Origin of the sequence: Halomonas sp. MMSF_3323 (assembly GCF_030733595.1) — a bacterium.
Lineage (GTDB): Bacteria > Pseudomonadota > Gammaproteobacteria > Pseudomonadales > Halomonadaceae > Halomonas > Halomonas litopenaei.
Genome location: NZ_JASHIT010000029.1, coordinates 15,462 through 32,506 on the forward strand (window position 1 = coordinate 15,462; position 17,045 = coordinate 32,506).

Consider the following 17,045-nt stretch of genomic DNA (forward strand, 5'->3'; position numbering starts at 1 on the left):
TGAACAGTGGGTGTAAAGGTTGTCCACAGGCTGTCGGTTTCAGGTGGATAAGCCGGGCGCTCGGTACCGGCAAGCGGCCCCAGGCGAGCGGACTTAGTCGAGCGGCCCCAGTCAAGCGGACTTAGTCGAGCCGGTCGAGGGTCTCGGCGACGGCGTCGAACAGGCGCTCGAGCTCGGCCTCGGTGGTGGCGAATGGAGGGCCGAACTGCAGGGTGTCGCCGCCGAAGCGCACATAGAAGCCGGCCTCCCACAGCGCCAGGTGAGCGTCGCGCGGGCGGATGGCCGGATCGCCGTCGCGCGGGGCCAGCTGGATCGCCCCGGCCAGGCCGAAGTTGCGGATGTCGACCACATGGGAGCGGCCCTTCAAGGCGTGCAGGCGATCCTCGAAGGCCGGGGCGATGGCCCTGACCTGGGCCGGGAAGTCCTCGCGCTCGAGCAGGTCCAGCGCGGCCAGGGCGGCGGCGCAGGCCACCGGATGTCCGCTGTAGGTGTAGCCGTGGGGAAATTCGATGGCGTGCCCCGGGCCGCCGGCGTGCATGAAGGTGTCATGGATCTCGCCAGAGGCGATCACCGCACCCATCGGCACGCAGCCGTTGGTGATCTGCTTGGCCACCGTCATCAGATCCGGGGTGACGCCGAAGGCCTCGGCGCCGGTGCGCGCACCGCTGCGACCGAAGGCGGTGATTACCTCGTCGAAGATCAACAGGATGTCGTGGGCCGAGCAGATCTCGCGCAGCCGCTCGAGGTAGCCCTTGGGCGGCACGATGACCCCGGCGGAGCCGGACATTGGCTCGACGATCACCGCCGCGATGTTGGAGGCGTCGTGCAGCGCGATCTGCTCGAGCAGCGCATCGGCAAGCTCGGCCCCGGTCTCGGCCTGGCCCCGGGTGAAGGCCTGGTTCGGCTGCAGGGTGTGGGGCAGGTGGCTCGAGTCCAGCAACTGACCGAAGTGCTTGCGGTTGCCGCCGATGCCGCCAAGGCTGGTGCCGCCGATGTTGACCCCGTGGTAGCCCTTGGCCCGGCCGATCATGCGGGTCTTTTCCGGGCGACCCTTGAGTCGCCAGTAGGCCTTGGCCATCTTCAGCGCGGTATCGGCGGACTCGGAGCCGGAATCGGTGAAGAACACATGGTCGAGTCCCGTCGGGGTCAGGCTCGCGACCTTCTCGGCCAGCTTGAAGGCCAGCGGATGGGACACCTGAAAGCTCGGCGCGAAGTCGAGACTGCCAAGCTGGTGGGCCACCGCCTCGCGGATCTCTTCACGGTTGTGCCCGGCGCCACTGGTCCACAGACCCGACAGCGAATCGAACACCCGGCGGCCGCGGTCGTCGATGAAGTAGCGGCCCTCGGCGCCCTGGATCATCCGCGGATGCTGGTGGAAGTCCTGGTGGGCGGTGAACGGCATCCAGTAGTGATGGTTGAGCCCGGCCCCCGCAGGTCGCTCGGCGTGGGCGTCGGGATGGGTATCGAGGGTGTCGAAGGTCAGCATGGCGATTCTCCAGTCAGGGCCGCAGGGCGGACATGGACTCAGCATGGACCGGAAGTCAGGTTAATAAAATCATGCTCTGCTTTCGTTCAGGTTGGGTTTTGCTAACGCGATTGCTGGCTCGGCACCATGGTCTCCATGACAGGGACCAGGTGCATTGTCAGTCGAGGCCCTCCAGCCTTGGCTGGGGCGACGGTGCCTGCGGGTCCTGGCGGTGCGGAGCTGCTGTCCTGGCGCGTCTAGACAAGGTCATGCTCCAGCGTGGCGGTAAAGTCTTTATCGCACTCGAGGACCGCGCCTTCTTGTGGTGCCCAGTTGATGAAGCGCCTTCTTATGGCGCCCGATGCCGCGCCGACAGACGGATATCCCTCACTAAAGTCGCATTTCGCAGTCGTCATGCTCTGGCTATCTTGGGTACACGAATACTTTGTATGATGTAATACCTTAAGTGCAAAAGCCGAAGTAGTCGTCACAAGAGCAGCAACCACAAGAGCAGCAGTCCCCACAGGAACGGCCACACCGCGTTGCGTCGGCCGTCCCCGCAAGCCAACAACAAACACTGCCCTGACGGTGGCAAGGAGTGGATGAGATGCGCAAGTCGATGAGCATGACCCTGGGTGGCCTGGCGCTGGTCGCCAGTGCCTCGGTCGCGGCGGACTATCCGGAGCGCGACGTTCGCATGATCGTGCCCTGGGGCGCCGGCGGCGGTACCGACGGTATCGTGCGCAAGATCTCCAACCTGGCCGAGGAGCCGCTGGGGGGCACCGTCTACGTCGAGAACATCGAAGGCGGCATGAGCGCCAACGGCCTGGTGCAGGCGCTGGGCGCGCGCCCCGATGGCTACACCCTGATCGCGCTGACCTACGACAGCGTCGTCACCATCCCGTGGCAGGGAATGCTGGCCGGCTATGATATCGACAAGCTGGATCTGATCGCGCGGATCACCAGTGAGCCGGACGCCGTCGTGGTGCCGGAGGATTCGCGCTTCGATAGCCTCGAGGCATTGATCGAAGCCGCCAGGGCCGCGCCCGGGGAGATCCGCGCCGGTATTCAGAACATGGGCTCGCGGACCCACCTGACGCTGCTGCAACTGCAGGACCAGGCCGAGGTGGAGTTCAAGATCGTCTCCTATCCCGGTGGTGCGGCGCCCCAGAAGGAGGCCCTGCTCAACGGCGAGGTGGACCTGGCGCTGACCAGCCTCGGTGACTTCGAATCGCTGATCTCGGCGGGTGACGCCCGTGGCCTGGTGGAGTTCACCGACGTCCAGAGCGAGAGCTTCCCCGACGTGCCCCCGGCAACCGAGCTGGGCTACGACATCCAGATGGGCAGTTTCGTGATCCTGGCGGCGCCTGCCAATACGCCGGACGACGCCGTGACGGCCCTCGAGGCGGCCTATCAGCAGGCCTACGACAGCGAGGAATTCCAGACCTGGCTGGTCGACGTCGGTGTCACCCCCAACTGGCTGGGCACCGATGAGGTCGAGGACTGGGCCGAACAGACCCAGGGTGAGCTGTTCGCACGCATGGACGAGCTGAAGGAAGCCGGCCTGATCGGCCAGTAAGCCCGCGCCGCCACCGCGGTGGCGGCTCTTTTCCGGAGGACTCCCGATGAAATCGCTCTCCCGCCTGGGGACCTGGCTGACGGGGCCGACAGGTGTCGTCGTCTGCCTGTTGGCCCTGACCCTGATCTATCTGCTCGAGGCGTTCAAGATCGCCCCGCCCATCAAGAACGGGGCCCTGACCGCCTCCTTCTTCCCGGTGGCGCTCGCCGTGGTCATGCTGCTGGCGCTGGGTGGCGTGATCCTCGCCGATCGACGCGAGGCGGCCAGTGGCGAGGCTGGTGGCGAGGCCGGCGCCGGGGAAAGCGACGAGGGAGGCGACGACCATGGAGATGCAAAGGTGGCGGCGTGGCGAGGGCCGGTGGCGGTCACCCTGCTCACCGCCGTCTATATCGCCCTGTTTGCCCACCTTGGCTACTTCATCGCCACCTTCCTCTACGCCTTCAGCATGACGCTGGCTTTCGCCACCGGGCGGCCCTCGCCGCAGGCGCTTGGGTTCAAGGCGCTGGTGGCCGGCGTGATCACCCTGCTGGGATACGGGCTCTTCGAGCTGGTGTTCCAGGTTCGCCTGCCGACGCCCTGGATCTGACCCATGGACTATCTGATCGAACTCTCCAAGGGCCTTGCCGTGCTGATGCAGCCCGACATCCTGCCCTACCTGATCGGCGGCTACCTGATCGGCACCTTCTTTGGCGCCGTGCCGGGGCTCACCTCGATGCTGGCCATCGCCCTGCTGCTGCCGTTGACCTACAGCCTCGACATCACCGCGGCGCTGGTCGCCTGCGCCGCCATCTTCATGGCCGGCATGTGCAGTGGCAGCATCACCGCCACCACCATCAATATTCCCGGTGCCCCGGCCTCGATGATGACCGCCATAGAGGGCTACCCCATGCAGCAGCGGGGCGAGGGCGCCAAGGCGCTGGGCCATGCCGCCCTGGCGTCGATGATCGGCGGCGCCCTGGGTGCCATCATGCTGATGGTGATGGCGCCGCTGGCCACCGAGGCGGCGCTGCTGATTCGCACACCGGGCAAGTTCTCGCTGATCGCCTTCGCCCTGATCGTGATCGTCATCTCCCAACGTGGGGCCATCTCCAAGGGCCTGGTCGCCACCACCCTGGGGGTGATGGTGGCCACCGTCGGTATCGACGTGATGCAGCCGGTCACCCGCTTCACCTTCGGCACCGGCGTGCTGATGCAGGGCATCGACATCATGCCGCTGGTCATCGGCGCCTTCGCCGTCAGTGAGCTGCTGGTGCAGTCGCAGAACCGCGCCTCGCGCACCGTCGAGGTCGACGCCATCAAGGCCAGCGTCATTCGCCGCCGGGACTTTATTCCACCCTGGCACGAGGTGCGTGAAATCGGCGTCTATCGCTACGTCAAGACCGCCATCATCGGCTACAGCGTCGGCGTGCTGCCGGGCGCCGGAGGCTCCATGGCGGCCTTTGTCGCCTACGCCGAGTCCATGCGCAGCTCACGCCACCCGGAGAAGTACGGCAAGGGTTCGGTGGAAGGCATCGCGGCGGCGGAGGGCGCCAACAACGCCATGTGCAGCGGCGCCTTCGTGCCGATGCTGTCGTTCGGTATTCCCGGTGATCCCACCACCGCCATCGTGCTGGGCGTGCTGGTGATCAACGGTCTGCAGCCCGGGCCGCAGTTCCTCGACAGTCAGCTTGCGCTGGTGGCACCGATGTTCATGGCGCTGCTGGTGGCGGCCCTGGTGATGGTGCCGCTGACGCTCTACGTGCTGGGGCCCTGGTTCGTGCGGATCGTCTCGATCCGCCGCGATGTGCTCTACGCCAGCATCGCGGTGATCGCGCTGGTCGGCTGTTACGTGGCTACCTACTCGATCTTCCAGATGGGACTGGCGCTGGTGTTCGGGGTGCTCGCCTTCCTGCTGCGGCGCCAGGGCTATCCGGTGGCCTGCCTGCTGCTCGGCTTCGTGCTCGGCCCGAGCCTGGAGGAATACTGCCGACGCTCGCTGTCGCTGTCCGACGGCAACCCGCTGATCTTCCTCACCAGTCCCGACAGCCTGTTCTTCCTGGCGCTGACCGGGGTGTTCTACTACTTCATGGTGGTGAGAAAGCCCGAGGCGCGACAGCACGCCTGAGCCTCTGGTTGGTGAAAGACCGCCGCAAGACACGACAAGGCCGCGCCCTCGGGCGCGGCCTTGTCGTGGTGGGCTGAGTGGAACGCGACGGTCAGACGTGCTTGTCAGGCGACGCTACTGGTGTTGCTGAGCGGACGCGAGGGACCGAAGTTTTCATGACGGCGGCGCAGCGCAGACACGTCGAACAAGATAGCCAGCTGCGGCTCAGGCGACGCTACTGCTGTTGCTGAGCGGACGCGAGGGACCGAAGTGCTCGTAGTGACGGCGCTGCTCGGGGATACCCAGTTCTGCCAGATGGCTGTCGATGGCGCTCATGAAGGGCGGCGGGCCGACGAAGTAGCACTGAGCGTCGCCGCCGGGCAGCAGGCGGGCCAGCAGCTCACGCTCGAGGCGGCCCTTGATGTCGCCGCCGTCGCCTTCCTCGTAGGCGCAGACCCGGGTCAGCAGTTGCGGATAGTCTCGGGCAAGGGCCTCGACCTCGCCACGGAAGGCGTGGTGGTCGATGTTCCGGGCAGCGTGGACGTAGCAGACCCGGCGTCCCTGGGCCAGGGCCTGGCGCGCCAGCGGCAGCATCGGTGTCTGGCCGACACCGCCGCTGATCAGCATCACCGGCGCGTCGCCATCGTCCAGGGTCAGCTCACCGGCGGGGGGCAGCAGTTCCAGGGTGTCGCCGACGCGCATCTGCTGGTGCAGGAAGTTGCTGACCAGACCGCCCGGCTCCTGTTTCACCGAGATACGATAGCTACGGCCGTTGGGGCTGCCGGACAGGCTGTAGTGGCGATGCACGATTGCCTCGTCCACCGCCAGACGCAGGCCGATGTACTGGCCGGGCTCGGCGTCGGCCACCGGCTGGCCGTCGACCGGCTCCAGGGTGAAGGAGCGAATCACCTCGCACTCGCGCTGGATCTGGGCGACACGGAACTCGCGCAGTCCACGCCAGCCGCCGGGGCGATCGGCGAAGGCCTGGTAGCGCTCGGCTTCGGCAGCGATCAACAGCGCGGCCAGGTCGTTGTACAGGGCCGCCCAGGCGTCGGCGATCTCCGGCGTCACCACCTCGCCCAGCACCTCGCCGATGGCGGCCATCAGGCATTCGCCGACGATGGGGTACTGCTCGGGCTGGATGCCCAGCGAGACGTGCTTGCTGATCACCGTCTGCATCGAGTCGATGACCTCCTGGGGCTGGCGGCGCAGGCCGACATAGGCCAGCACCCCTCGCGCCAGCGCCTTCGGCTGGCCACCGTCGGCCTGGTGGGCCTGGTTGAACACCGCCTTGACCTCCGGGTAGCGCTCGAACATCAGCGGATAGAAACGGGCGGTGATGGCGTCGAGGTGTTCGGCGACCAGAGGGGCGGTGGCATCGATGATGGCGTCTTGGGCAGCGGTGGTCATGGCGTCTCCTGTCAGGGATATGGCGCAGCGCGCTCCCACTGTGGCAAAAAACCTTCACCGCGTCGGAGGCCTGGCTCGTTTGGGCCTACTTTTTCTCTACAGCTTGTGAACAGAGCATCGGTTGATATGCCTCGACACCTGCGGTGCTTCCACGGGGTCGGGGCGTATCGCTCGTCGCCTTTCTGTACCCTGTATGGAGCAAGCGATATGCCGCTTCGCTTGAGGTGCGCCAACTTGCCACAGTGTGGGTGATCCAGAGCGGGTAATGAGCGGGCAGTGTGGATCCACAGGGCGCTTGTCGAGAGCGCTGGTCACGCTACCCGGCTCCTTTTTTTCTGGCCCGGTTCCCGGCCACGTTTCCGACCCGATTCTGTCCCGGTATTCGCCCTGGGCAGTGGTAACTCTTGCGAATGAAATCGAGATTGCATGTCGATCTGACACTGCAAGTGCTATCGTTTTGACACTGTTGATAGTCAAAAGGACATTCGAGGTGGTCAGCTTTCTACGACGCCTGCGTGCCCTGCTGCAGCGCCTGGGCGATGAGCAGGGCCCCGAGCTCGCCGAGGCCTGGCAGGGCTTGCTCGAATCACTGGTGGCCCCCACCGCGGCGGATGCCAGCGCGTTGCTGGTGGCGCAGGGCTCCGGTCTCAGGCCGGTGGCCACCATCGGCCTGCCCGAGGGCGTGGCCGGCAGGACCTTCGCCTTGAGCGAGCATCCTCGCCTCGCCGCCATCGCCGAGGCGCCGGGGGTCTGCCGCTTTGCCGCGGACTCGCCCCTTCCTGATCCCTACGACGGGCTGCTGGATGACGGTCTTAGCCCTGTCCATGACTGCCTGGGGGTGGCGTTGCGCGACGGTGATGAGCTGATCGGCATGGTCACACTGGACGCCCTGACCCCGGGGGCGCTGGCCGAGCTGGATGACCAGGGCCTGCTGGCGGCGGCCGAGTTGCTGGGCACCTGCCTGCGGCTGTCCCGGCGCCTGGACGGCGCCCGCCTGCAGCTCGCCCTGCAGCGCGATGACCACGGCCAGTTGCCACGTCGGCTGACTGGCTGGCGCAGTGGCGCCATGCGCAAGCTGATGGCCTCGGTGGAGCTGGTCGCCGCCACCGACATGAGCGTGCTGGTGCTGGGCGAGACCGGCGTCGGCAAGGAACGCATCGCCCATGCCCTCCATCACGGCTCGCGACGTGCCGATGGGCCACTGGTGGTGGTGAACTGCGCCGCGCTGCCGGCCTCGTTGATCGAGAGCGCCCTGTTCGGCCATCGGCGTGGGGCGTTCTCCGGGGCAACCAGCGACCATCGCGGGCACTTCCAGATGGCCGACGGCGGCACCCTGGTGCTGGACGAGGTGGGGGAGCTGCCGCTGGAGCTGCAGCCGAAGCTGTTGCGGGTGCTGCAGGAAGGCGAGGTCCAGCCGCTGGGCAGCGATCGGCTCCAGCATGTCGACGTTCGGGTGGTCGCGGTGACCAACCGGGATCTTGCCCTGGAGGTCGCCCAGGGACGCTTTCGCGAGGATCTCTATCACCGGCTCAGCGCCTTTCCGCTGGAGGTACCCCCGCTGCGCCAGCGTCCCGAGGACCTGGCGCTGCTGGTCGGACACTTCCTGGAGCAGAACCGGGTGCGTCTCGGCGTCGGCAACCTGCGCCTGAGCGAGGCCGCGCGGGTGTCGCTGGCGGCCTGGCACTGGCCCGGCAATGTACGTGAGCTGGAGTCGCTGCTGGCACGTGCCTCGCTGTTGGCATTGGCCTCGGTGGACGTGCTCGGGACGCCCGATGCTCGCCGCCGTAGCGTACGCATCGAGGTCGAGCACCTGGGGCTGGCGCCGGCGACAGCCCGGGTCACTGGCGCGCCCGCAGCGCAAGGCGACACGTCTCGAAGCGCCGTGTCGCCGGCCGATCGTCCAGCGGGCGAGGTGCTGGATCGAGAGCCCTCGCTGCGGGAGGCCACCGAGGCCTTTCAGCGCGAGCGCATCCGGCAGGCCCTGGACACTGAAGGCAACTGGGCAGGGGCGGCTCGCCGGCTGGGGCTGGACCCCGGCAATCTGCATCGCCTGGCGCGGCGGCTGGGGCTAAAGGCCTGATTCTGTCCTGGTCATCGCCAAGGGCGTGCGAGGCTGTCGCGGGGTTGGGGCTGGGGTGGGAGATGCAGGGCTTGCCAGGGTGAGTCAGGTTTGCGGCATCGGCAGTGCCTTTGATGTGCATCATGGTGATGTTGTCCAAAGCGGGCCAGACTTCACAAGACCAAGTGAATTACTCAGGTACTCGCCATGTCATCCGTCGCCGCTCGTCTGCCTCTTGCGCGCCTCGCCTTTCGTCCCTTCTTCCTGCTGGCGGCGGCCTTCAGCGTGGTGGCCCTGCTGGTGTGGCTCGCTTTCTGGCACGGCATCTTCGTGCTGTCGCCCCGGGCGGGCATGCTGTGGTGGCACCAGCACGAGATGCTGTTCGGTGTGGTGGGGGCGGTAGTTTCGGGGTTCTTGCTGACCGCGGTGCAGACCTGGACCGGCCTCAGGGGGCTCCATGGCGCCCCGCTGCTGGGGCTCGTCGCACTGTGGCTGGGGGCCCGGCTGGGGCTGGCCTTTCCCGTCTTGCCCCAGGCGCTGGTGATGGCCCTGGACGTGGGCTTTCTGCTGATCGTCTGCGCCGTGATGGCGGTGATGGTGATCCGGGCGAAGCGCTGGCGCAATCTGATCTTCGTGCCGGTGCTGGCGATCCTCGCCGGTGCCAACCTGGGCAGCCATCTGGGCGTGCTCCAGGGTGACCCTGAGCTGGTGCGCCAGTCGTCCTACCTGGCGGTGCTGCTGGTGACGCTGATCATGGGGGTGCTGGGGGGACGGGTGATCCCGATGTTCACCGCCAACCGGCTGGGCCTGAAGCGCCGCCCGGCGCTGCCCTGGCTCGAGGGGATGGCGCTCGGCAGCCTGGCGCTGGCGGTGGTGCTGCAGCTGACGCGCACCCTGGGTGGCGGTCTGCCCGACAGCGTACTGGCGCTGGCGCTGCTGGCGGCGGCGCTGGCCCACCCGCTGCGCCTGATACGCTGGCAAGGCCGCGCCACCGGACGTGAACCCCTGCTGTGGAGCCTTCACCTGAGCTACGCCTTCGTGCCGCTGGGGCTTTTGCTGTGGGCCCTGGGGCTGTGGGGCGTGGGCCGGGCAGAGCTGGGTGTCCACGCCATCACCGTGGGTGCCATGGGCACCATGATGCTGTCGATGATGTCGCGGGTGTCGCTGGGCCATACCGGCCGCCCCATGCGCTGTCTGCCGGGCATCGGCGTGGCTCTGGGCCTGCTGGTGGCGGCGGGGCTGTCGCGCTCGCTGGTGCTGGCGCTGTGGCCCTCGGTCACCCACTGGGTCTACAGCCTGAGCATCCTCCTGTGGTGTCTGGGCTACGCCATCTTTCTGGCCCACTACGTGCCGATTCTCGGCAGTCCGCGTGTCGACGGTCAGGACGGCTAGGCTCAGATGTTACCGCTCTACCTCACCCTCAAGTCCCTGCATGTGTCGCTGGCGCTGGTCAGCGGTGCCCTCTTCGCCCTGCGCGCGCTGTGGTCGGTGGCCGGCTCTTCCTGGCTAAAGCGCCCCTGGGTGCGTGTGCTGCCCCATCTGCTCGATACCCTGCTGCTGGCGGCGGGGCTGTCGCTGATGGTGCTCACCGCCCAGTGGCCTCACCAGACGCCATGGCTGGCGGCCAAGCTGACCGCCCTGCTGGCCTATGTCGGCTTCGGCAGTCTGGCGCTTCGACGAGGTGCCAGCGTTCGAACGCGGGCGCTGTCGGCCTGTCTGGCGCTGCTGATCTTCGTCTATATGCTTGGCGCCGCGCACCGACACAGCGTCCTGTCCTGGCTGGTATAGCCTCTTTATTGCAATGCATTGATTTACCTCAATGGCGTTGGTTTTTTCTCCTGGCAGCGGCGATATTGTCGTCATCTTGTCTCGTCAAATTCATCGTTTATCGCCGATAGTCCAGGCGACTGTTTAAGTGGTTGATGGGGCGAATCAATCAAGAATTTTGGTGATGCATATCATATTCCGAGTGTTTAACTCAGGTATAGAAGAGCGCTCCTCAATACAATGGTCAACGGGGCCAGGGAGGTCTGACTCTCCGGCACCATGGGCCAAACAATGAGGAGACGTGGTCATGGCCGAGGGTCTGACAAAATCCGCAGCACGCAACATCTTCTACGGGGGCTCACTGTTCTTTTTCCTGATCTTTGTAGCGCTGACTGCTCACAGTCATTGGTACATCGTGACGGAGTCCACCAGCGCACTTCCGCTGACCGATTCGGTACGCGAAGGCAAGCATGTGTGGGAAAAGAACATGTGTATCAACTGTCACAGCATCATGGGTGAGGGGGCCTATTTTGCGCCTGAACTGTCCAATGTCTGGACCCGCTATCACGGGCGCGAAAACCCCGAGGCGGCAAGGGCGGGACTGGCGGCCTGGATGCGCGCTCAGCCGCTGGCCGTACCAGGGCGGCGCAAGATGCCGCAGTTCGATCTGAGCGACGAGGAAATGACCTCGCTGATCGATTTCCTCGAGTGGACCGACGCTATCGATGATCAGAACTGGCCGCCCCACGTATCGGGATAGGTCGGTGGGTTCGCGTGACATATCGACAAGATCGCAATGGCGTACCCGTCGCGTGAGGGGAAACCGTGGAGGAACATGAAAAATGAAATATGAAACACAGAAGGTGGCCTACGCCTTCTTCCTGGTGGCGATGGGGCTTTTTGCCCTTCAGCTGGTGTTTGGCATCATGGCTGCGCTGGTCTACGTCTTTCCAGACTTCCTGGCCCAGTTGATGCCTTTCAACATTATCCGCGTCAGCCATACCAATCTGCTGATCGTGTGGCTATTGATCGGCTTCATGGGCTGCACCTACTACCTGATGCCGGAAGAGGCCGAACGGGAGATTCATAGCCCGATGCTGGCCTACCTGCAGCTGGGCATCTTTGTGGTGGCCGGGGTCGCCGCCCTGGTGTGCTATCAGCTTGGCATCCACGAGGGACGTGAATTCCTCGAGCAGCCCTTCTTCGTCAAGGTGCTGATCACGGTGTCCTTCCTGATCTTCCTCTACAACACCAGCATGACCCTGCTCAAGGGCCGCAAGACCACCATCAATCTGGTGTTGATGCTGGGCCTGTGGCTGGCGGCGGTATTCTGGCTGTTCGCCTTCTACAACCCCGGCAACCTGGCGGTAGACAAGGTCTACTGGTGGTGGGTCGTTCACCTCTGGGTGGAAGGCGTGTGGGAGCTGATCATGGCGTCGCTGCTCGGCTATCTGCTGATCAAGATGTCCGGCGTCGACCGCGAAGTGATCGAGAAGTGGCTCTACGTCATCGTCGGCCTGTCGCTGTTCTCCGGGCTGCTGGGCACCGGCCACCACTACTACTGGATCGGTACGCCGGGCTACTGGCAGGCCATCGGCAGCATCTTCTCTACCCTTGAGGTGATTCCGTTCTTCGCCATGGTCGTGTTCGCCTTCGTGATGTTCTGGAAGGGGTCGCGCAACCACCCCAACAAGGCCGCGATGCTGTGGACCATGGGCTGCCCGACGGTCGCCTTCTTCGGCGCCGGCGTGTGGGGCTTCATGCACACCCTGTCGTTCATCAACTACTACTCCCACGGCACCCAGGTCACCGCCGCCCATGGCCACCTGGCGTTCTACGGTGCCTACGTGATGCTGATCCTCGGCGTGATCACCTACGCCATGCCGCAGCTGCGTCGGAGCCAGCCGTTCAACCAGGTGCTCAACATGTGGGGCTTCTGGATCCTGACCTCGGCCATGTGCTTCATGACCTTCACCCTGACCTTTGCCGGTGCGGTGCAGACCCATCTGCAGCGGGTGCTGGGGATGAACTACATGGAGGTGCAGGACCAGCTCGGCCTGTTCTACACCATGCGCCTGGGCACCGGCATCGCGGTGACGATGGGCGCGGTGCTGCTGCTCTACGCGCTGTTCGGTCCGGCCCGTCGGTCGGCCTCTGGCCAGCCGGCGATGTCCGCCAGCTGAACCCGATCGAGGCCGCCGTCAGGCGGCCTCGATGGTCTCGAGGACCCTGTTGATGACCCAAACAACCCTGTCTCGGTGCGCCTTGCACCAGGACCCTGTGCGTGACGACATCCCCTTCTACCAGCCGACCGGCCAGGAGGTCGCGCTGTTCGAGCACGCCTACCGCCAGCGTCTGCCGCTGCTGCTGAAGGGGCCGACGGGCTGCGGCAAGACCCGTTTCGTGCGCCATATGGCGGCACGTCTCGGGCTGCCGTTGCACACCGTGGCCTGCCACGACGACCTGACCGCCTCCGATCTGACCGGACGCTATCTGTTGAAGGGCGGTGACACCGCCTGGTCCGACGGCCCCCTGACCCGGGCCGTGCGCGAAGGCGGCATCTGCTACCTCGACGAGGTGGTGGAGGCGCGCAAGGACGTGACCGTGGTGCTGCACCCGCTGACCGACGATCGTCGTCTGCTGCCGCTGGAACGTACCGGCGAGCGACTCGAAGCGCCGGACGACTTCATGCTGGTGGTGTCTTACAACCCTGGCTATCAGCACATTCTCAAGACCTTGAAGCCGAGCACCCGCCAGCGCTTCGTGGCGATCTCGCTGGACTTCCCCGATGCCGACACAGAGGTCGACATCGTCGCCCATGAAAGCGGCCTTTCGCGTGGGCGCTGCGAGGCCCTGGTCAACCTGGCGGCACGCCTGCGGGCGATGAAGGGCCAGGACCTGGAAGAGGGGGTGTCCACTCGCCTGCTGATCTACTGCGCCAGCCTGATCCAGGCCGGCATGCCGGTGCTCGACGCCGCCCGGGCGGCCCTGCTCGAGCCACTCAGTGACGATCCCGACGTGCTCAAGGGCATCGAGGACGTCGTCACCGCCACCTTCGGATAGCCACGACCATGCTGGAGTTTCTCGAGGTCGAGGAGTTCGTCGGCCGTCATTGGCACCGCTGGGCGTCACGTGCCGCCAGTTATTCTGAATATCCCGAGGCGGCGGTGACCCTCGATGAGGTGTCGCGTTCGCTGGGGGTGCTGTTTCGCGCCAGCGGCGGCGACCCCGGCGTTACCCTGGATGCGATCGGCAAGCGCGCCTCGCGCCATCGTCTGTCGCTGCGTCAGCGCCTGGGCTTCGACGAGGAGGCGCTGGAGGTCTCGCGGCGTGACGACGAGCACCTGCTGCTGCCGCAGCGACTGGCGCTGTTGCCTGAGGTTGAGCTCAATCGCGATCTATATCGCTGGCTGGCCATGTCGCTGGCCGAGCGCCGTCCCGTGGCGCGCTGCGACGATCCACTTGAACAGGATCTGGTGCGCCTGGCCGAGGCGCGGCGCTCAACCGAGGTGACGCTTGCGCGCTACCCGGGCTTCGTCCGGCGCCATGCCCGGCTGTGCCAGGCGCTGCTCGCCGTGCGTCCTCGGCGCCGCGGCCTGCCTCCGCAAGAAGCTGCGGTAGAGACACTGGTCCGGCGCCTGCTGGGCGACGACCGATCCTTCGATAGCGAGGCCCAGACGCAAGACAGTCCCGAAGGCGACGCGCGTCAGTGGTGGTCCTGGTTGCAGGCGGCGGATGACCAAGGGCGCCCGTCGGTGCGCGCGCCACGGGGGTATCGGCCCTTTCTGCCGGTGCCGCTGTGGGGCGAGGCGTCGACGCTCGAGTGCGTCTCGAGGTCGACCGATGAGGATGACGAGGACGAAGAGACGGCTCCGCCCCAGGCCGCCGAGGTGGAAGGTGCCCGGCGCAAGGCCGAGCGCCGCTATCAGGATCAGGCCGAGCGAGACGACCCGCTGATGCTCAATGCCTCGGAAAAGATGCTGTCCTGGGCGGAGATGGTCAACGTCAACCGCCACCTGGATGACGAGGAGGAAGACGCCGCGCGCGAGGCGGCCGACCAGATCGACGAGATCACCTTGAGCCGCAACCGGCGACGGGCTGCCTCACGGCTGAAGATGTCGCTGGACCTGGCGCCCGACGCCGCCTGTGGCGAGTCGCTGGCCGCCGGTTCCAGCGTCGAGCACCTCTATCCTGAGTGGAACTACCGCAAGGGCCGGCTGTTGCCGGCCCACTGCCGGGTGATCGCCGAACCTGCCATCGAGGAGGGCGAGCCCTGGCAGGGCGACGAGGCGGCCACTCGCCGGGTACGCCGGGTGCGCCGCCAGTTCGAGGCCCTGCGGCCTCGGCGAGAGTGGCTGCGGGGCCAGGCGGACGGTGACGAGCTGGACCTGGACGCCCTGGTCCGCAGTCGCTGCGACCTGGCCGCCGGCGGTCAGGCCAGCGACCGCCTGTTCGTCGACGCCAGGCCCCAGGGGCGTGATCTGGCGGTGTCCATCCTGATCGACGTGTCGCTGTCCACCGATGCCTGGCTGGAAAGTCGCCGCGTGCTCGACGTGGCCCAGGAAGCGCTGATGGTACTGGGCCACGGCATCGCCGGCTGCGGTGACGACGTCAGCATCCACAGCTTTACCTCCCAGCGCCGGCATCGGGTCTGGGTCAGGCGGTTGAAGGCCTTCGACGAGGCCATGGGCGAGCGGGTGGAGCGCCGCATTTCGGCGCTGACGCCGGGGCATTACACCCGTATGGGGCCGGCCATTCGCCACCTGGCCAGGGAGCTGGGCCAACACCCCAGAAGACATCGGCTGCTGCTGGTGCTGACCGACGGCAAGCCCAACGACACCGACTACTACGAGGGGCGCTACGCCATCGAGGACACCCGCCACGCGGTGCGCGAGGCGGCGCGAGAAGACGTGCGGGTATTCGGGGTGACCATCGATCGCGAGGCCAGTCGCTATCTCGGTCGCATCTTCGGTCGAGGGGGCTACGCCATCGTGCCGCGTCCGGAGCATCTCGCCCTGGCGCTGCCGGGAATCTACCGACAGCTGGTGGCCCAATGAACGTCATGTCTTCGTCACAGACTCGCTGGCGCCAGCGGCTGGCGCTCGCCACCGCCGGCCTTGCGGCGCTGATACTGTTCACGCCGCTGGCCTGGCTGATCCATCACCGTGACTGGGGCATCGTGCTGATGGCGCTGGTGCCCCTTGCGGTCTGGCTCACCCTGCGGCTATGGCGCCGGCTCGAACGCTGGGCGCTGTGGGGCTGAGTGGTCGGTTGCTCGCCGTTGGCCGTCAGTCGCTAGCAGCTCAGCGCACCAGGTCGTTGATCGCGGTGATCTCGTAGCAGAAACGGGCGCTGCCGGTGCGGTAGGTGTCGACGCGATAGACGCGCTGGCCAAGGGCCACGGCGGGGGATGAGAAGTTCAGCGCACTCTCGGTGCAGTCGCCGTAGCCCCAGCGGATCTGGTAGTGATCATCGCCCGCTCGATCCAGCACGAAGGGGTAGGTCACCAGTTCCTCTTCCGCGCGGTCGCGGGCGAAGCCGTAGACCTGAGTCGAGGTCAGGTCGCCTCGGTCGTTGACCACCGCCACCAGGCGAATGGTCTCGCCGGGGTCTTCCTCGAAGGTCATGTCGATTTCCACGGCCTTGTTCATCTGGGCTCCTGTGCCTGTCGTTCGTTGTGTCGTTCAGTGTGTCGATCAGTGGTGTTATTCGTTGTGGTGCTGTGGATCGAGACCGGGATGGTGGTCGCACCGGAGGTCGCACCGGAGGTCGCACCAGGAGCCTCGATCCAGCGAGGCAGCAGTCCCGCAGCCGCCAGCCCAAGCCCCATCACCCCGACCAGTACCAAGAGTCCCCCTCGCCAGGAGGCAGGGGCAATACGCAGGTTGAGGTAGATGGAGAGAATCTGTTGCGCCTTGACCAGGCTGGCGATGAGCACCAGCGCCAGGGCCCAGAGCGCCAGCGGGCCGCGATGCAGCGCGCCGCTGACCATGGCGATGAGGGTCATGCCCATCAGCAGGGCCCAGGTGCGCCACAGGCGTCTGCGCTGAGTATCCGTGTCATGCATTGTCGTCACCGCACCAGATAGAGCAGGGGATACAGCAGTACCCAGATCAGATCGACCATGTGCCAGAAGGCGCAGACGGTCTCCACGGTGTCCGCTCGCGGGCGCCATATCGCGACGCCCAGCAGGCACAGGCCAAAGATGACGTGGGCGGCGTGGAAGCCGGTCAGGCCGATGTAGAAGGTGAAGAAGTTGCCGCTGTCCGGCAGTGGGCCGGTGAAGAACTCGAGGTGATACTCGCTGGCCTTGATCAGACAGAAGGCCATGCCCAGCGCTGCGGCCAGCGCCAGCCACTGGCGTATCCGGCGCTCGCGCAGGGCGTGGGGTGGACACTGGGACTGCGTGACCGCCATCGCCGCAGCAAGGCCACTGGTCAGCAGCACCAGGGTATTGAGGCCGCCAAGCAGCGGCTCGAGATGGCGTTGCCCGGCGAGAAAACCCACGGGGTCGAGTACCCGCTGCCAGGCAAAGACGCCAAAGAAGGCGGCAAACACCAGCAGCTCACTGATGATCAGCACCCAGATCAGCGGGTTGCCCGGCAGGCCCGACAGCGGCCCCCAGCCAGGATTGGGCAAGCCAGAGCCCGGAACGCCAGAACCCTGAAAACCAGAGCCCTGC

16 protein-coding genes are annotated in these 17,045 nt (G+C 66.1%); 11 read left to right on the plus strand and 5 right to left on the minus strand.

Annotated elements, in window-relative coordinates:
• Positions 1-121 precede the first annotated feature (121 nt).
• On the minus strand, positions 122-1,402 hold the full coding sequence (locus RBB39_RS14930) for an aminotransferase class III-fold pyridoxal phosphate-dependent enzyme (RefSeq protein ID WP_239452573.1): 1,281 nt from the start codon (positions 1,400-1,402) through the stop codon (positions 122-124).
• A gap of 670 nt (positions 1,403-2,072) precedes the next feature.
• On the opposite strand from RBB39_RS14930, the gene RBB39_RS14935 reads away from it, so the two are divergent.
• Genes RBB39_RS14935 through RBB39_RS14945 form a run of 3 tightly spaced genes read left to right on the plus strand, consistent with a single transcriptional unit; the run spans position 2,073 to position 5,148 of the window.
• Positions 2,073-3,044 carry a tripartite tricarboxylate transporter substrate binding protein gene (locus RBB39_RS14935; protein ID WP_045993528.1) on the plus strand — a complete coding sequence of 324 codons (972 nt, stop codon included), beginning with the start codon at positions 2,073-2,075 and terminating at the stop codon, positions 3,042-3,044.
• Positions 3,045-3,090: 46 nt separating this feature from the next.
• Entirely contained in the window at positions 3,091-3,630 is a 540-nt protein-coding gene (locus RBB39_RS14940) for a tripartite tricarboxylate transporter TctB family protein (protein ID WP_045993527.1), read from the plus strand.
• Between the two features lie 3 nt (positions 3,631-3,633).
• Entirely contained in the window at positions 3,634-5,148 is a 1,515-nt protein-coding gene (locus tag RBB39_RS14945; RefSeq protein ID WP_045993526.1) for a tripartite tricarboxylate transporter permease, read from the plus strand.
• A 204-nt stretch (positions 5,149-5,352) separates the two neighbouring features.
• Here the strand turns inward: RBB39_RS14945 and hmpA are convergent, their stop codons facing one another.
• On the minus strand, positions 5,353-6,537 hold the full coding sequence (gene hmpA / locus RBB39_RS14950; protein ID WP_124805204.1) for an NO-inducible flavohemoprotein: 1,185 nt from the start codon (positions 6,535-6,537) through the stop codon (positions 5,353-5,355).
• A 490-nt stretch (positions 6,538-7,027) separates the two neighbouring features.
• Here hmpA and norR point away from each other — a divergent pair, with 490 nt between their 5' ends.
• The 8 genes from norR to RBB39_RS14990 all read left to right on the plus strand — a co-directional run bounded on the left by norR (position 7,028) and on the right by RBB39_RS14990 (position 15,626).
• Positions 7,028-8,617, plus strand: coding sequence for a nitric oxide reductase transcriptional regulator NorR (gene norR, locus RBB39_RS14955; RefSeq protein WP_221621218.1), 1,590 nt, complete (start codon positions 7,028-7,030; stop codon positions 8,615-8,617).
• Positions 8,618-8,803: 186 nt separating this feature from the next.
• Positions 8,804-9,988: an NnrS family protein gene (locus RBB39_RS14960; RefSeq protein ID WP_045993524.1), complete on the plus strand. Its 1,185-nt coding sequence runs from the start codon at positions 8,804-8,806 to the stop codon at positions 9,986-9,988.
• A 6-nt stretch (positions 9,989-9,994) separates the two neighbouring features.
• A complete protein-coding gene (locus tag RBB39_RS14965; RefSeq protein ID WP_045993523.1) occupies positions 9,995-10,384 on the plus strand; it encodes a SirB2 family protein in 390 nt (129 codons plus the stop codon).
• Positions 10,385-10,670: 286 nt separating this feature from the next.
• The gene (locus tag RBB39_RS14970) at positions 10,671-11,123 is read left to right on the plus strand and encodes a cytochrome c (RefSeq protein ID WP_045993522.1); all 453 of its coding nucleotides are present in this window, start codon (positions 10,671-10,673) and stop codon (positions 11,121-11,123) included.
• 82 nt (positions 11,124-11,205) lie between these two features.
• Entirely contained in the window at positions 11,206-12,546 is a 1,341-nt protein-coding gene (locus RBB39_RS14975; protein WP_045993521.1) for a cbb3-type cytochrome c oxidase subunit I, read from the plus strand.
• A 52-nt stretch (positions 12,547-12,598) separates the two neighbouring features.
• Positions 12,599-13,426, plus strand: a complete 828-nt coding sequence (locus RBB39_RS14980) for a CbbQ/NirQ/NorQ/GpvN family protein (protein ID WP_045993520.1) — start codon at positions 12,599-12,601, stop codon at positions 13,424-13,426.
• A gap of 8 nt (positions 13,427-13,434) precedes the next feature.
• A complete protein-coding gene (locus RBB39_RS14985; RefSeq protein ID WP_045993519.1) occupies positions 13,435-15,420 on the plus strand; it encodes a nitric oxide reductase activation protein NorD in 1,986 nt (661 codons plus the stop codon).
• 5 nt (positions 15,421-15,425) lie between these two features.
• Complete coding sequence (locus RBB39_RS14990) at positions 15,426-15,626, plus strand: hypothetical protein (protein ID WP_052704412.1); 201 nt, start codon at positions 15,426-15,428, stop codon at positions 15,624-15,626.
• Between the two features lie 40 nt (positions 15,627-15,666).
• Here the strand turns inward: RBB39_RS14990 and RBB39_RS14995 are convergent, their stop codons facing one another.
• Genes RBB39_RS14995 through RBB39_RS15005 form a run of 3 tightly spaced genes read right to left on the minus strand, consistent with a single transcriptional unit; the run spans position 15,667 to position 17,002 of the window.
• Positions 15,667-16,014, minus strand: a complete 348-nt coding sequence (locus tag RBB39_RS14995) for a hypothetical protein (RefSeq protein WP_045993517.1) — start codon at positions 16,012-16,014, stop codon at positions 15,667-15,669.
• Positions 16,011-16,430, minus strand: coding sequence for a hypothetical protein (locus tag RBB39_RS15000; protein WP_052704407.1), 420 nt, complete (start codon positions 16,428-16,430; stop codon positions 16,011-16,013). Before RBB39_RS15000 ends, RBB39_RS14995 begins: the two co-directional genes overlap by 4 nt.
• 5 nt (positions 16,431-16,435) lie before the next feature.
• Positions 16,436-17,002 (minus strand): cytochrome c oxidase subunit 3, encoded by a 567-nt coding sequence (locus RBB39_RS15005; protein WP_045993557.1) that lies wholly within the window; start codon positions 17,000-17,002, stop codon positions 16,436-16,438.
• Between the last annotated feature and the right edge of the window lie 43 nt (positions 17,003-17,045).

What these genes read in the sequence shown, in the direction of transcription:
- RBB39_RS14945 (WP_045993526.1), top strand. Translation starts at nt 3,634, where the DNA reads ATGGACTATCTGATCGAACTCTCCAAGGGCCTTGCCGTGCTGATGCAG.
- RBB39_RS14940 (WP_045993527.1), top strand. Translation starts at nt 3,091, where the DNA reads ATGAAATCGCTCTCCCGCCTGGGGACCTGGCTGACGGGGCCGACAGGT.
- RBB39_RS14990 (WP_052704412.1), top strand. Translation starts at nt 15,426, where the DNA reads ATGTCTTCGTCACAGACTCGCTGGCGCCAGCGGCTGGCGCTCGCCACC.
- RBB39_RS14980 (WP_045993520.1), top strand. Translation starts at nt 12,599, where the DNA reads ATGACCCAAACAACCCTGTCTCGGTGCGCCTTGCACCAGGACCCTGTG.
- RBB39_RS15000 (WP_052704407.1), bottom strand. Translation starts at nt 16,430, where the DNA reads ATGCATGACACGGATACTCAGCGCAGACGCCTGTGGCGCACCTGGGCC.
- RBB39_RS14970 (WP_045993522.1), top strand. Translation starts at nt 10,671, where the DNA reads ATGGCCGAGGGTCTGACAAAATCCGCAGCACGCAACATCTTCTACGGG.
- RBB39_RS14995 (WP_045993517.1), bottom strand. Translation starts at nt 16,014, where the DNA reads ATGAACAAGGCCGTGGAAATCGACATGACCTTCGAGGAAGACCCCGGC.
- RBB39_RS14960 (WP_045993524.1), top strand. Translation starts at nt 8,804, where the DNA reads ATGTCATCCGTCGCCGCTCGTCTGCCTCTTGCGCGCCTCGCCTTTCGT.
- hmpA (WP_124805204.1), bottom strand. Translation starts at nt 6,537, where the DNA reads ATGACCACCGCTGCCCAAGACGCCATCATCGATGCCACCGCCCCTCTG.
- RBB39_RS14965 (WP_045993523.1), top strand. Translation starts at nt 9,995, where the DNA reads ATGTTACCGCTCTACCTCACCCTCAAGTCCCTGCATGTGTCGCTGGCG.
- RBB39_RS14985 (WP_045993519.1), top strand. Translation starts at nt 13,435, where the DNA reads ATGCTGGAGTTTCTCGAGGTCGAGGAGTTCGTCGGCCGTCATTGGCAC.
- RBB39_RS14975 (WP_045993521.1), top strand. Translation starts at nt 11,206, where the DNA reads ATGAAATATGAAACACAGAAGGTGGCCTACGCCTTCTTCCTGGTGGCG.
- RBB39_RS14930 (WP_239452573.1), bottom strand. Translation starts at nt 1,402, where the DNA reads ATGCCGTTCACCGCCCACCAGGACTTCCACCAGCATCCGCGGATGATC.
- RBB39_RS14935 (WP_045993528.1), top strand. Translation starts at nt 2,073, where the DNA reads ATGCGCAAGTCGATGAGCATGACCCTGGGTGGCCTGGCGCTGGTCGCC.